The sequence below is a fragment of the Desulfoprunum benzoelyticum genome (assembly GCF_014201505.1).
Taxonomy (GTDB): domain Bacteria; phylum Desulfobacterota; class Desulfobulbia; order Desulfobulbales; family Desulfocapsaceae; genus Desulfoprunum; species Desulfoprunum benzoelyticum.
Window position 1 is genome coordinate 15,112 of the sequence record NZ_JACHEO010000030.1, and the last position, 12,325, is coordinate 27,436.

General features: G+C 60.4%; 13 protein-coding genes. 2 read left to right on the forward strand and 11 right to left on the reverse strand.

All coding sequences use genetic code 11. The features are described 5' to 3' along the window. The 3 genes from HNQ81_RS16365 to HNQ81_RS16375 all read right to left on the reverse strand — a co-directional run bounded on the left by HNQ81_RS16365 (position 1) and on the right by HNQ81_RS16375 (position 1,267). Positions 1-678, reverse strand: coding sequence for a TetR/AcrR family transcriptional regulator (locus HNQ81_RS16365; RefSeq protein WP_183352388.1), 678 nt, complete (start codon positions 676-678; stop codon positions 1-3). 244 nt (positions 679-922) lie between these two features. Next, a complete protein-coding gene (locus tag HNQ81_RS16370) occupies positions 923-1,075 on the reverse strand; it encodes a hypothetical protein (RefSeq protein ID WP_183352389.1) in 153 nt (50 codons plus the stop codon). Between the two features lie 51 nt (positions 1,076-1,126). Further along, positions 1,127-1,267, reverse strand: coding sequence for a hypothetical protein (locus HNQ81_RS16375; protein ID WP_183352390.1), 141 nt, complete (start codon positions 1,265-1,267; stop codon positions 1,127-1,129). Between the two features lie 254 nt (positions 1,268-1,521). Between HNQ81_RS16375 and HNQ81_RS16380 the strand changes: the two genes are divergently transcribed. Then, the gene (locus tag HNQ81_RS16380) at positions 1,522-2,127 is read left to right on the forward strand and encodes a hypothetical protein (protein ID WP_183352391.1); all 606 of its coding nucleotides are present in this window, start codon (positions 1,522-1,524) and stop codon (positions 2,125-2,127) included. Positions 2,128-2,197: 70 nt separating this feature from the next. On the opposite strand, the gene HNQ81_RS16385 is transcribed toward HNQ81_RS16380, so the two are convergent. The 7 genes from HNQ81_RS16385 to HNQ81_RS16410 form a co-directional block, all read right to left on the reverse strand. Further along, positions 2,198-2,584, reverse strand: coding sequence for a hypothetical protein (locus tag HNQ81_RS16385; protein WP_183352392.1), 387 nt, complete (start codon positions 2,582-2,584; stop codon positions 2,198-2,200). 172 nt (positions 2,585-2,756) lie between these two features. Further along, complete coding sequence (locus HNQ81_RS18300; RefSeq protein WP_240191810.1) at positions 2,757-3,077, reverse strand: adenine deaminase C-terminal domain-containing protein; 321 nt, start codon at positions 3,075-3,077, stop codon at positions 2,757-2,759. Between the two features lie 11 nt (positions 3,078-3,088). Continuing rightward, complete coding sequence (locus HNQ81_RS18305; RefSeq protein ID WP_240191811.1) at positions 3,089-3,586, reverse strand: hypothetical protein; 498 nt, start codon at positions 3,584-3,586, stop codon at positions 3,089-3,091. 165 nt (positions 3,587-3,751) lie between these two features. Then, on the reverse strand, positions 3,752-5,473 hold the full coding sequence (locus tag HNQ81_RS16395; protein ID WP_183352393.1) for an acyl-CoA dehydrogenase FadE: 1,722 nt from the start codon (positions 5,471-5,473) through the stop codon (positions 3,752-3,754). A 39-nt stretch (positions 5,474-5,512) separates the two neighbouring features. Next, on the reverse strand, positions 5,513-7,156 hold the full coding sequence (locus HNQ81_RS16400) for an acyl-CoA synthetase (protein ID WP_183352394.1): 1,644 nt from the start codon (positions 7,154-7,156) through the stop codon (positions 5,513-5,515). Between the two features lie 159 nt (positions 7,157-7,315). Then, on the reverse strand, positions 7,316-8,566 hold the full coding sequence (locus HNQ81_RS16405; protein WP_183352395.1) for a thiolase family protein: 1,251 nt from the start codon (positions 8,564-8,566) through the stop codon (positions 7,316-7,318). Positions 8,567-8,683: 117 nt separating this feature from the next. Further along, positions 8,684-9,277 (reverse strand): TetR/AcrR family transcriptional regulator, encoded by a 594-nt coding sequence (locus tag HNQ81_RS16410; protein WP_183352396.1) that lies wholly within the window; start codon positions 9,275-9,277, stop codon positions 8,684-8,686. 402 nt (positions 9,278-9,679) lie between these two features. On the opposite strand from HNQ81_RS16410, the gene HNQ81_RS16415 reads away from it, so the two are divergent. After that, positions 9,680-10,249 carry a C-GCAxxG-C-C family protein gene (locus tag HNQ81_RS16415; RefSeq protein WP_183352397.1) on the forward strand — a complete coding sequence of 190 codons (570 nt, stop codon included), beginning with the start codon at positions 9,680-9,682 and terminating at the stop codon, positions 10,247-10,249. Positions 10,250-10,489: 240 nt separating this feature from the next. On the opposite strand, the gene HNQ81_RS16420 is transcribed toward HNQ81_RS16415, so the two are convergent. Then, positions 10,490-12,169, reverse strand: a complete 1,680-nt coding sequence (locus HNQ81_RS16420; RefSeq protein WP_205240335.1) for a SulP family inorganic anion transporter — start codon at positions 12,167-12,169, stop codon at positions 10,490-10,492. Positions 12,170-12,325 lie beyond the last annotated feature (156 nt).

Sequence of the window (12,325 nt, forward strand, 5' to 3'; positions counted from 1 at the left end):
TCACCAGGCAGTCGTTGCGGCCGCAGCACCGTCACGAAGAGCCGGTCCGGATGGAGGATCGGCGGACTTGATCGCCGCAATCCCGGCCAGTGCGAACGTCAGCACCTGGTTCGTGAATGCCTCGAGGTCGTTGATGATATCCGGCCCCTCGGTCTCGCGCCGGATCTTCTGCATCAGAATCGGATGGATGCACATGCTGATAATACAGACCTCGCAGAAAACGACCTGCTGGATCGGAATTCCCGGCCCCAGCAGGTCGTGCATCAACGCAAGGGTGTTGCGGCGCAGAGGAATCAGCTCCGACTCCATAACCTCTGCCAGCAACCCGGTTGGATTGATAAATTCCATCTGGGAGATGAAAAAATCGCGGTTGTCTCTGTCGGCGATCCGGGCGATCAGGGCCCTGACCTGCCCCCGCAGGCGTTCCGCCGCCGGGGCATCGGCACTGACGCCGCCGTCCGGAGGATGGATCTTGATCGATGCGGCAAAGGAGTGGCGCCACGCCTCCTGGTACAGGGCCTCCTTGCTCCCGAAATAGTAGTTTACCGCCGAGATATTGGCCCCGGCACGGCGGCAGATCTCCGCCACCGTCGCGTCACGGAATCCTCTGTCGACAAAGACATCGCTCGCCGCCGTCAGCAGTTTTTCCCTGGTCTCACCTGATTTTCTTCTGCCCATGATCCCTCGCAGCAATAAAACTCATTTTTAAATCATGAGTTTAAAATATCAATTTGAATTCGTCAAGGATGAACTACGAGCAACTTGATACGGACCATTGTCAGGCGGCCGGGCAACGACCGTGTCTTTTCCCGGGATTGTCAGCCCGGCAACGGTCTCAGCTCAAACCCCAAGCGCAGTGACCACAGGTTTGCGCAGACATGACAACCGACGTGATCTTGGACCAGCGCCAGGAGGCGTCCGATCAGGAAAAAGGAGAAGGGATGGGATGCAGTCGGGCTCGCAGAAATCCTGCCCGTTCCTCCACCAGCTTGAGCGAGACGGCATCCAGGGCCACCGCATACCGGGACGCCAGGATGTCGATATCCGGAAAAATCTTCTTGAAGGTGTGCCCCATGCAGTCACAGTCCTTGGAGATCCGGATCAGGACATTGACAAGCAGGCACTTTTACGGGAACAGTGAGCAGATCCCCTTGACATGCTTGACGATTTTATTCTGCAGATCCTCGCCGGCGACCCCCCGGTCGAACTCGACCGCATCGAAGCGGCACATCGCCAGACATTCACCACAGCCGATAGACGGCAACAAGGTCACTCCACACTCTTTTCCGTCTGCGGAAAAGACAAGCAACCTTGCATTCAACAGGCCTCGTACCGTGATTTTTCTGGTATAATGGGATTTCCTGGTATTCGCTACCGAAGCCGGAACAGCATCGCCACGGGAACACTCCATCGCGATTGAATACTCACTGAAACATGCACCGCATCCCGCTTCAACTTTCTTCACCATCGGTTCTGTCACAAGACACGGACCGTTCCGAACCGGAGGCAAACTTACAAATCATGAATATCAACATCCTGCAGCAGGCACCTGACCAACCCGACACCTCCAGCCGCTATCTCTTCTATCTCCATGGCCTCATCGTCGAAGAGGCCGGGGTCCGCCCCAGAAGCGAGGAGCACGGATATTACGAATACCACAAGATCCTGGAGGAACTGGCCGGTAAAGGCTTCGTCGTCATCAGCGAGGCGCGTCCGCAAGGGACCCAGATCAAGCCCTATGCCGAAAAGATCGTCACCCAGGTCAAAGCGCTCCTCGCACACGGGGTCGCCCCGGCCAACATCACCGTCGCCGGGGCCTCCAAGGGCGGCATCATCACCGCCTACATCTCCGCCATGCTCCAGAACAGGGAGATACATTTCGTCTTCCTGGCCGGCCTGTTCGAAAAATGCCTCCAGGATCCGGAACTGAAACTGTACGGCCACGTCCTCTCGATCCACGACCGGGCTGAAAAACAGTCGATGACTCCGTCGCTGTATTTTCAGCGCTCACACGGACTGGGGGAATTCAAGGAAATGATCGTTGGTCTTGATCTCGGCCACGGCCTGATCTATCGGCCTTACCGGGAATGGGTCGAGCCGTTGGCAGAGTGGGCAGGGGTGAAGTAACCCGCAGTTTTCCTGCCCGGCTGTCATGAGCTCGCGACAGCCGGGCAACGGTGGAGCCGCGGCCCCTATCTCAACAGCCCTCGACTGTCCGTTTTTTGGTCATTTCGGCAGCCTTGTCCTTCACCTCACCTGCGGCCTTCTCGGTAGCAGTCGCCGCATCCTTGACCACCTCAGCCGCCTTTTCCTTGACCTCAGCCGCGGCATCCTGGGTGGCGGTCGCCGCCTCCTTGGCCACCTCTGCCGCCTTGTCCTTGACCTCAGCCGCGGCATCCTGGGTGGCGGTCGCCGCGTCCTTGGTGACTTCCGCCGCCTTGTCCTTCACCTCGATCGCTGCTTCCTTGATGGTTGTCGTCGCTTCCTGGGTCTTTTCAGCGGTCTCTTTCTTCGCTTCGTCGCTGCTGCACCCAAAGCTCGCCATCATGAGCAGACATGCCGCAACTATCGCCAACTTTTTCATTACTATTCTCCTTTGCTTGTAGGTTTACATACATTCCGACTCTGCCACACGCAGAGAGTGTCTGCGATCCACGCGGATCGATATGATGTATATAGATACTTGAATAGCACGAGGAAGTCAATTCAGCGCCCTCCCATGGCGGTGACGGTGGCGGCAACAGGGAGCGGACAGATCAGCCCGCAGACCACAGGGGCACGATCTCGAACCGGCCCACATCGACCAGTCCCCTGTCGGTCAGCTTCAGGGCCGGGATCACCGGCAGGGCCAGAAAAGACAGGGAGGCGAAGGGACTGCTGAGCCGGTACCCCAGCCGGCCGAGGCTGTCGTTGACGGCCTGCAGACCATGCTGCACCTCCGCCGCCGGGGCATCACTCATCAGCCCGGCAATCGGCAGGGGCAGGGAGGCAAGAACAACGCCGTCGCAGGCGACGGCCAGGCCGCCGCCGATCCGAACGACCTCCTGCGCGGCGGCAATCATATCGCTATCGTTCATGCCGCCGACGATCAGGTTATGCGAGTCGTGGGCGACGGTGCCGGCCAGGGCGCCGCCGCCAGTTTGGCCAGGACAGCGGGATCGGCGGCCAGCACGCCGGGATAGTTCATCATCTCGGCCAGACCGAGGATGCGGTCGGGATAGCGGGCGAGGAAATCGCCGACGTCGGCGGCGGTCAGGACCGCGCCGGCGGTCTCCATAGGGGTTGCCGGCACGCACGACGGCATCATCACAAAGACCGACAGCGGCAGCCCGGCGCTGGCCGCCAGCAGGGTCGATTCGATATGGATATGGCCGTCGATCAGACCGGGGACGCAGTGACGGCCGCCGCCATCGACGACGGTCGCGGCCGCGTATTCCTCGAAGCCGATGACGATCCCGTCCCGCACCGCGATGTGGGCGGGATGGATCTCGCCGGACAGGACGTTGACCAGCCGGACATCGCGCACCAGCAGGTCGACGGGCTTCTCACGGCGGGCGGTGGCGATCAGTTCCGGTAGCGGGAGCATCTGGCGCCTCCTGGTCACAGCTGAAGGTTGGACAAATGAAGGTCGTAGCTGCGGCTACGGCGCCGCCATCCATCAGGATACCGCCGGCGGCGCGGCCATGTCCAGACAATACCCCCTACCACTCAAAATCGAGACCGGAGCAACGACGGACCGGGCCGAGGTTGCCTAAAAAATGTACCTCTCCGCTCGGCTGACGGCGGCGGCAAGCAGGCGCTGGGCCGCCAGCAGGCCGGCGAGCCGGTAAGCGGACACCGCCGCCATTGCCGCCGGCGGCTCCTCGCCGAGGAAGGCCGCACACCTGTCGACGGCATTGATGAAGCGCTGTTTCGCCGCGAAGGTGCACAGAATGACCACCGCCCGGTACTCCTCCCGTCGCTGCTCCGTTGCCGCCGTTACAGCCTTTTCCGCCCGCAGCACGGCGCTCTCCAGGGCGAAGATCTGGATGGCGACGTCGGCCACGGCCAGGAGAATTTCCTGTTCGTCGGTAACTTTTGCACCGAACCGCGCCACGATACGATCGGCAAGGGTCAACCAGGTCCGTTTCATCCCCTGCAGCAGCTGATTCTCCGCCGCGAATTCTCCGCTCGCCGCGGTATCGAACGTCGGCACGAGCCCCTTGCCGCCGATACCTTTGCGGAACAACAGGCCGGGGATCAGCAGCCGGTTGATCTCGTTGGTTCCCTCGTAGATCCGCTGCACCCGCTCGTCGCGGTACAACTGCTCGATGGGGTACTCGGCGATGTAGCCGTAGCCGCCGTGCACCTGCAGCATCGCATCGATGCCCCAGGCCGCCGCCTCGCTGCAGAAAACCTTGGCCAGGGCGCACTCGACCGCGTATTCCTCGATCCCCTTCTGGTATTCGACGTAATAATTGTCGCTGCCCCTGACGATGGTCGCCAGCCGCTCGTCGATCAGCCCCGCCAGCCGATAGACCACCGCCTCGGAGGCGAAGGTCATCGCGGCGACAGCAGCCAGCTTCTCGCGGATGGCCCCGAAAGTGCTGATCGGGGCGTCGAACTGCCGGCGCTCGTTGGCATAGCGCGCCCCTTCGGCCAGGGCATATTTCTGCTGGCCGACACAGAACGCCCCGAGTTTGAAGCGGCCGACATTGAGGACGTTGAAGGCGATCTTGTGGCCCTTGCCGACCTCGCCCAGGACATTGGCAACCGGCACCCGGACGTTGTCGAGGATGACCTGGCGGGTCGACGAGCCGTGCATCCCCATCTTCTTCTCTTCCGGACCAAGCGACAGGCCGGCGGCGCTGCGCTCCACGAGGAAGGCAGTGAAATGGCGCTTATCGACCTTGGCGAAGATCGTAAACAGGTCGGCAAAGCCGGCGTTGGAGCTGAACTGCTTGGTGCCATTGAGGATGTAGTGGCTGCCGTCCGCGGCAAGCGTCGCCGTCGTTTTCGCCCCGAGGGCGTCGGACCCCGAGCCCGGCTCGGTGAGGCAATAGGCGCCGATCATCTCCGCCGTGATCAGCCGGCCCAGATAGCGCTCCTTCTGGTCGGCGCTGCCGTAATAGATCAACGGCAGCATGCCGATCCCGGTCTGCACCATATAGCTCAGGCCGAAATTGCGGGCAAAGGCCATCCGTTCCATGACCAGCATGCTGGTCGCCTTGTCGAGTTCCAGGCCGCCGTACTCCTCCGGCGCGTCGATCATCATCAGCCCGAGTGCGGCGCAGGCCCGCAGTTTCTCGACCACCAGGTCGAAATTCCCGGCCTCGATCTCGGCGTTGACCGGCTGGATTTCACCGGCCACGAACTGCTCGGTGGTCGCAGCAATCTGGCGGTGTTCGTCGCTGAAATCCTCCGGGGTGAACACGTCGCGGCTGTCGATGTCCTGCACCAGGTATCCGCCGCCGCTCAAAATTCTATCGCCCATAGTCATCAGTCTCCCCATGTCCCGACGGAGGCGGGACGATCAGTTGAAAATTCCCTTGAAAGACTCCCGCATCTGGCGTTTGAGGATCTTGCCGGTCGGCGTCTTGGGCAGCGCCTCGACGAAGATGATCTTTTTTGGGACCTTGAAGGAGGACAGGTGTTTTTTGCAGTGGGCCATGATCTCGTCTTCGGTGACCGTCATCCCGGTCCTGAGCTTGATCACCGCCGCGACTGCTTCCACCCACCGGGGATGTTCGAGCCCAACCACCGCCACCTCCTCCACCGCCGGATGCAGGAAGATCGCCTCTTCGACCTCCCTCGAGGCGACGTTCTCGCCGCCGGTCTTGATCATGTCTTTTTTCCGGTCGACGACAGTGATGTAGCGGTCGTCGTCGAGGACACCGAGATCGCCGGAGTGGAACCAGCCGCCCTTCATCGCCGCCTCGGTCTTATCCGGTTCCTTGAAGTACATGGTCATGGCGTGGGGGCCGCGACCGCAGATCTCGCCGGGCACATTGACGGCGGTGATCTCGTTGCCGTTCTCGTCTTCAATGCGGGATTCCATGTGCAGCCCGCCCATGCCGGCGGAACCGATCTTGGCCTGGGCGTCCTCGGCCTTGAGGATGCAGTGATACGGCGCCAGCTCGGTCTGGCCGTAATAGTTGTAAACCCCGGCCTTGGGAAATTTCTCCAGGATTTCCCGAAGGATCTCCATCGGCATGATCGATGCGCCGTAGTAGCATTTCACCAGACTGGACAGATCGTACCTGCCGAAATCGGGATGGCGGAGCATGCCGATCCACACCGTCGGCGGGGCGAAGAACATTGTCGCCTTATACGTCTCGATGGCGGCCAGGATCCGGCCGACATCCGGGCTCAGCAGGATGTTGGTGCCGCCGATCCAGAACACCGGGTTCATGAACACGTCCCGCTGGGCGCAATGGTAGATGGGCAGGGCGTTGATATTGATGTCGGTGGAGTCGTAGCGGCCGTCGATGATGCAGCCCATGTACTCGGCGATCAGGGCCTGGTTGCTGATGATCACCCCTTTCGGCTGGGATTCGGTGCCGCTGGTATAGGTCATCTGCACCGGGTCCTCGATCCGCAGGATGACCTCGGGCTCGGTGGCCGGGGCCTGGGCGTACCAGGCGTTGAAGTCGGCGAAGCCGTCGGGCGCCGGTTGCCCTGCCCCCTGATCGGACCAGATCAGGTGCCGTAACTGCGGCATCTTGTCGAGCACCCCCTGAACATTGCCGTACAGGCTGTCTTCAACAATGAAGACGGTGCTTTCGGAGTGGTTGATGCAGAAGGCGATATCGTCGTCCTTCAGCAGGTAATTGACGGCCATGTAGATCGCCCCGATCTTGGCACAGCCCAGCCAGGTCAGGACATGGTGGTGGGTATTGTGGGCCAGGATCGCCACCCGGTCGTATTTTTTAACACCCAGGGCGGCGAGGGCGTTGGCCGCCTGGTTGCACTGATCTTCCAGTTGGCTGTAGGTCAGGCTGATGTCGTTGAAGATCAGGGCCGTTTTATCGGGATAGTGATACCGGGTGCGGCGGATCATGTCGGCGATGACCCACCGGTTGATCCGGTTGTTGCGGGTCATCAGGAAATCGATATTTTCCTGGTTGATGGTGCTGTAGCGAACCTTGTCCTGTTCCGTGAGTGGTGCATGGATCATGGTCTTGCCCTCCGCAAAGAATGATTGTCTGTCCGGGATCTTCCGGGGCGGGAACTGCTTCGGAAGATCCCGGGAATCAGCATATCGCGCACCCGGCCACCCCTCGCAGGGGGGTGGCAGCTTCACCAAATTCCTTTTTTCACCAATATTCCCAAAGCCCTACAGCATCTCGAGGGCACAGGCCATCGACACCCCGCCGCCGCCGCACAGGGTGGCGAGCCCGAGGGACTTGCCGCGTTTTTTCATGGCATACATCAGGGTGACCATGATCCTCGCCCCGGTCGAACCGACGGGATGCCCCAGGCCGATGCCCGAGCCGTTGACGTTGGTGATCTCGCGGTTGAGCCCCAGCTCTTTCTCGCAGCCGAGGTACTGGGCGGCAAAGGCCTCGTTGACCTCGACGAGGTCGAAATCGGCGATGGTCAGGCCGGAGGATTTGAGCAGGTTGCGGACGGCCGGGACCGGCGACAGACCCATGACCGACGGGTGACAGGCCCCGCGGCCGACGGCCTTGATCCTGGCGATCGGCTGCAGGCCCAGTTCTCTGGCCTTGTCGGCCGACATCAGGATCATGCCGGTGGAGCCGTCGTTGATGCCGCTGGAGTTGCCGGCAGTGACGGTGCCGATCTTGGGGACGAAGGCCGCCGGCAGCTTCTGCAGTATCTCCATCGTCATGCCGGGGCGGAAATGCTCGTCCTTGTCAAACACCAGAGAGGCCTTCTTGCGCTGGGGAACTTCGACCGGGACGATCTCGTCGGCAAAGGAACCGTCCCCGGTGGCCCGCTCCGCCTCGTTGTGGCTGCGCAGGGCAACCTCGTCCATCTCTTCCCGGGTGATGCCGAGATGCTGGGCGATGAATTCGGCGGTGTGGCCCATGATATAGGGTTTGCCGACGAACAGGCTGAGCGGCGGCTGGCTGGCGTCGACCGGCCCGTCCTCGGGGTGGGGAATGATACGGGAGCCGCAGTGGAGGGCATGGATCAGGTCGTCGACAAAGGTCTGGTCCTGGAGACGGCAGCCCCAGCGAGCCCCCGGTACCGAATAGGGCACGCTCGACATATGCTCGGCGCCGCCGGCGAGGATGACGTCGGCCATGCCGGCCTGGATCATCGCCATGCCCGAAATGGCGGCCTCCATGCCCGAGATGCAGACCCGGTTGACGGTGACGGCGGGCACGGTGTCCGGGATGCCGGCCAGCAGCGAGCCGACCCGGGTGACGTTGAGGGTGTCGGACGACTCCATGCAGCAGCCGTAGCGGATATCGTCGATCAGGACCGGATCGATCCCGGCCCGCCGAATCGCTTCCTTCATGGTAATACTGGCCAGAGTCGCGCCGTTGAGGTCGCGGAGGGTGCCGCCGAAGGCGCCAATGGCGGTCCGACAACCGGATACGATGACAACGTCTTTCATGATTCTGTTCCTCTCTGTTATGGTCGATGCCTGCCTCCGGCTGATCTCGGCGGTGCGGCACCGGTTTGAGATATATTGCTGTTTTGATGACAGCGGCTTCCAGGCCGGGAGGCCTGATTATCGTTTGATCCCGTGAAAAAGCAGCTCGGTAATGACCTGCGCCGTCTCGGTGGTCGAGACCGGTTCGTTGAAAATCGCCCGGTTCAGGCACGAATGCTCGATGGCGCCGAACATGGCGTTGCGGATATAGGCCGGGGGCAGGGTGTCGCGGATCTCGCCATTGGCGATGCCCTCGTTGATGATATCGATAATGATCCGGTTGTACTGTCGGACCAGGGCGTAGGCCTCGCTGCGAAAATACTCTTCCGAGTTTCGGACCTCGAGCAGGATGATCCGGGCGAACACCCGGTGGTTGGCGTAGCGTTCGATGGAGGACCAGATGATTTTCTTCAGCTTGTTCAGGGCGCCGTCGATCCCCTGCAGATCGCGGTCGAGTTGCACCAGGAAATGTTCGTAGTGTTCCTTCAGGACATGGTGCAATAGATCGCGCTTATCCTTGAAATATTTATAGATCAGCCCCTCGGTGACGCCGGCGGAGGCCGCGATCTCCGAGATCGTGAGGGATTCGAAGGTGCGGTCGTCAAGCAGGGTCCGCATGGCATCGATGATCTTCAGCTTACCCGGAGGGTTGGTTGCAGGCTGGGCATCCATGGTGGGTCAATAAATATTATTTACTTATCGCAAGTAGATTTAAAATATTAATATATAGTATATTTTATCGAAATTCTGCTTATACTTATTGACGTATATTCCAATCTGGTAAATATTATTTACTTGGCGTTTGGTGGACTGTCAAGCTGGTTTTTCCACCTTCGCCAACTCTCCTATGTTGCATTCGATCCCCGACCGCAATCACGACCGGCGGACGACCCTTCTGTTACGGGGTACAATCTACCGATCATCGGCCGGGCCGGACCGAAGACGGAGAGACACCGGCCCGACCTCGATTTCCGGCATTCCACTACACGATTGTAGTTGCGATCATCCCGGAGTGCAGTACTGTTGCAGGGAAAATTGCGTTTGAACCTCGACCAGCCATCAAGGAGCAGAAAAATGAACGACACTGAAAAGATCACGGCGATACGGGACCGGGCACGAAAAAATTTTTCCAGGGGTTTCAACTGCGCCGAATGCGTGTTGGAAGCTGTTCTCGAGCACGTTGACACCGGCTTGCCGCGGGAGACGCTGCGACTGGCGACAGGGTTCGGCGGCGGCGTCGGCCTGTTCGGCGACACCTGCGGGGCGGTGAGCGGGGCGGTGCTGGCCGTCGGCGCAGTGCACGGCCGCAGCGAATTGCCGGAAAACGAGGACCGGAAGGCGGCGATGGAGGAGGCGGCCCGCCAGCTCTACGGCCGGCCGGGATTGTACCGGATGTTCAACCAGATCCCGAACAGACTGAAGGAAAAGTACGGCCACACCCTGTGCCGGGACATCACCGCCCAGTGGCAGGACCAGTGGCTGTGCCGCGACCATGCCCTCCACTGCCGGGAGATCATCACCGATGCCGCTGAACTGGCCGCCACCCTGATCCTGGGTGACCGGGACACGATCTCTTCCGCCCCCTTCGGCGCCAATGTCGAAAAGCTGCGGGACTCCGGCATCAAGTGCACCGGCAAGGGGTGAGGCACGGCCCTCGGTTAGGAGTTTCCTGACCTCGACAGCACGCCGACGCCGGCGGGAAGGCCCCCTCCTCCCCGCCGGCCTTTCCCATGGAATCGCCACGTTACCTGGACCCTCTACACCCCGGCCCGGCAATGGCGGTTCACCATGGCGATGCCGGCAAAGTACGGACCGATCGGCACCCTACTGCCGGCGGCAGGACAAATGTGAAACAGAGCTGGTATCCACATCTTTCAACCTGCCTCACTTCCTGCGCTCTTGTTGAAGCGACAATTCCTCTTTTGTCATGAACAATTCCTTGTAGACCCGAACGGTTTCTCGCAGTGTCGGGTAGTGGCGGTCGGCAAAATACTTGTCCGACAGCCCTTGCCTCTTGTGCCAGTTGATGATCTGCATCTTCCGTCCGGCGACCACCAGCTCAACGCCCCGTTCATGCAGGGTATGGACAAGATCTTCCAGCTCAAAATACCCTGTCACATCCAATTGGGTGATCGGCATTGCGTCCAGAACGAACCATCTGAGGCCGGAACCGGCAGCATCGATAGACGCCAATGTCTGTTGTTTGAAATAGGGGGCATTGAAGAAAATCAGCGGGCCGTTGAAACGGAACAACAGTAAACCTGGATAGGTTTGGGCCTCGGGATGACGGGAAGTTGCATGGAACCCTGAAATTCCAGTGATCTGGCCGAGGATTTCGACACGCGGTTTGGCGCTGATGCTGACAAAACGGAGCACTGCAAGGATAACCGCAACACCGATGGCATGAATCGCCCCGACCCAGATAACTCCAAAGGTGGCGAGCAATGACAGCGCGAATTCCGACTTTCTGAGGCGATAAAGCCGGCCCAGGGTATGCAGATCAAGGAGAGAAATGGAGGCCATAGCCAGTACCGCACCCAGGGCGGCGATGGGAACATATTGCAAGGGCTTGGTGAGAAAGAGCAGGACGATGGCGACTGTTGCCGCCGCGACCAGGCCGGTCATCTGTGTCCGCCCTCCTGATGCGTCGGCCATTGCCGTTCGGGAATCGGCTCCGCTGATGGCGAACCCCTGCGACAGGGCGGAGGCGATATTCGCCGCGCCCAAAGCGGCAAACTCCCGATCCGCATCGATATGATACCGATTCTTGGCCGCAAAGCTGCGCGCGGTGAGCATCATGCTCGAGAAACTGACCAGGGCCAGGCCGGCTGCCGCGGCGGCGACATCGTCGAGCAGATCCATATGCAGACACGGCAATCGCAGGTCTGGCAACCCAGCCGGAACGACGCCCAACACGGTCACTCCCAGTTTATCCAGCCCGAATCCGGCTACGATCAAACCGGCAGCAGCCAGCGCTACCAAAGCCGCAGGAAGGCGGGGAAAAACCCGTGGCGAGACAAGCAGGACAGCGAAGGTGGCCAACCCCACAGCAAGTGTCGGCAGGTGGGTCTGTTGTATCTTGAGCACCATTTCAACCAGATTGGGCACTATGCCGTTGGCCTCGATGGGAAACCCGAGCAGCTTGCCGAGCTGGCCGACAAGGATATGGAGCGAAACACCGTTCAGAAAGCCCACCAGAATCGGCTTCGAGAGAAAATCAGCGAGTGCGCCAAGCCGCAGGAAACTGGCCCCAATACAGAAAATCCCGGCAAGGGTGGCGATGGCGATGGAGAGCGAGATGTAGAGCTTTGGATCACCGGCTGCCAGCGGCGTTACAGCCGTTGCGATCAGGGCACAGGTTGCGGCATCCGGACCGACTATCAGCTGCCGAGAGGTACCGAACAAAGCATAGACGATCATCGGCAGGATTGTCGAGTACAAGCCGAAAATCGGGCTGAAACCTGCCAGTTGGGCATAGGCGACACCAACAGGCAACGCCACGGCGGCAACCGACAGACCGGCTATCAGATCGTGTGAAAAATCGCTACGCCGGTAGCCGAGCAACGCCGGCAGGCCGGGGGCAAAGCGGGCCAGCCGGCTGACCGGTGTTTTCGTTCCCGATGATTTTTTTTTCTGATTACCACTGAAACTCAGCCTCGACAGATTTATCCGTGATGGGACTCTATCTGTCCTACCAACCATGGTAAGGTACTCTCTCAG

Excerpts from the sequence above, each read along its gene's own strand:
- HNQ81_RS16370 (WP_183352389.1), bottom strand. The coding sequence starts at position 1,075 with ATGGGGCACACCTTCAAGAAGATTTTTCCGGATATCGACATCCTGGCG.
- HNQ81_RS16400 (WP_183352394.1), bottom strand. The coding sequence starts at position 7,156 with ATGATCCATGCACCACTCACGGAACAGGACAAGGTTCGCTACAGCACC.
- HNQ81_RS16385 (WP_183352392.1), bottom strand. The coding sequence starts at position 2,584 with ATGAAAAAGTTGGCGATAGTTGCGGCATGTCTGCTCATGATGGCGAGC.
- HNQ81_RS18305 (WP_240191811.1), bottom strand. The coding sequence starts at position 3,586 with ATGCTCCCGCTACCGGAACTGATCGCCACCGCCCGCCGTGAGAAGCCC.
- HNQ81_RS16380 (WP_183352391.1), top strand. The coding sequence starts at position 1,522 with ATGAATATCAACATCCTGCAGCAGGCACCTGACCAACCCGACACCTCC.
- HNQ81_RS16395 (WP_183352393.1), bottom strand. The coding sequence starts at position 5,473 with ATGGGCGATAGAATTTTGAGCGGCGGCGGATACCTGGTGCAGGACATC.
- HNQ81_RS16365 (WP_183352388.1), bottom strand. The coding sequence starts at position 678 with ATGGGCAGAAGAAAATCAGGTGAGACCAGGGAAAAACTGCTGACGGCG.
- HNQ81_RS18300 (WP_240191810.1), bottom strand. The coding sequence starts at position 3,077 with ATGAACGATAGCGATATGATTGCCGCCGCGCAGGAGGTCGTTCGGATC.
- HNQ81_RS16405 (WP_183352395.1), bottom strand. The coding sequence starts at position 8,566 with ATGAAAGACGTTGTCATCGTATCCGGTTGTCGGACCGCCATTGGCGCC.
- HNQ81_RS16415 (WP_183352397.1), top strand. The coding sequence starts at position 9,680 with ATGAACGACACTGAAAAGATCACGGCGATACGGGACCGGGCACGAAAA.
- HNQ81_RS16410 (WP_183352396.1), bottom strand. The coding sequence starts at position 9,277 with ATGGATGCCCAGCCTGCAACCAACCCTCCGGGTAAGCTGAAGATCATC.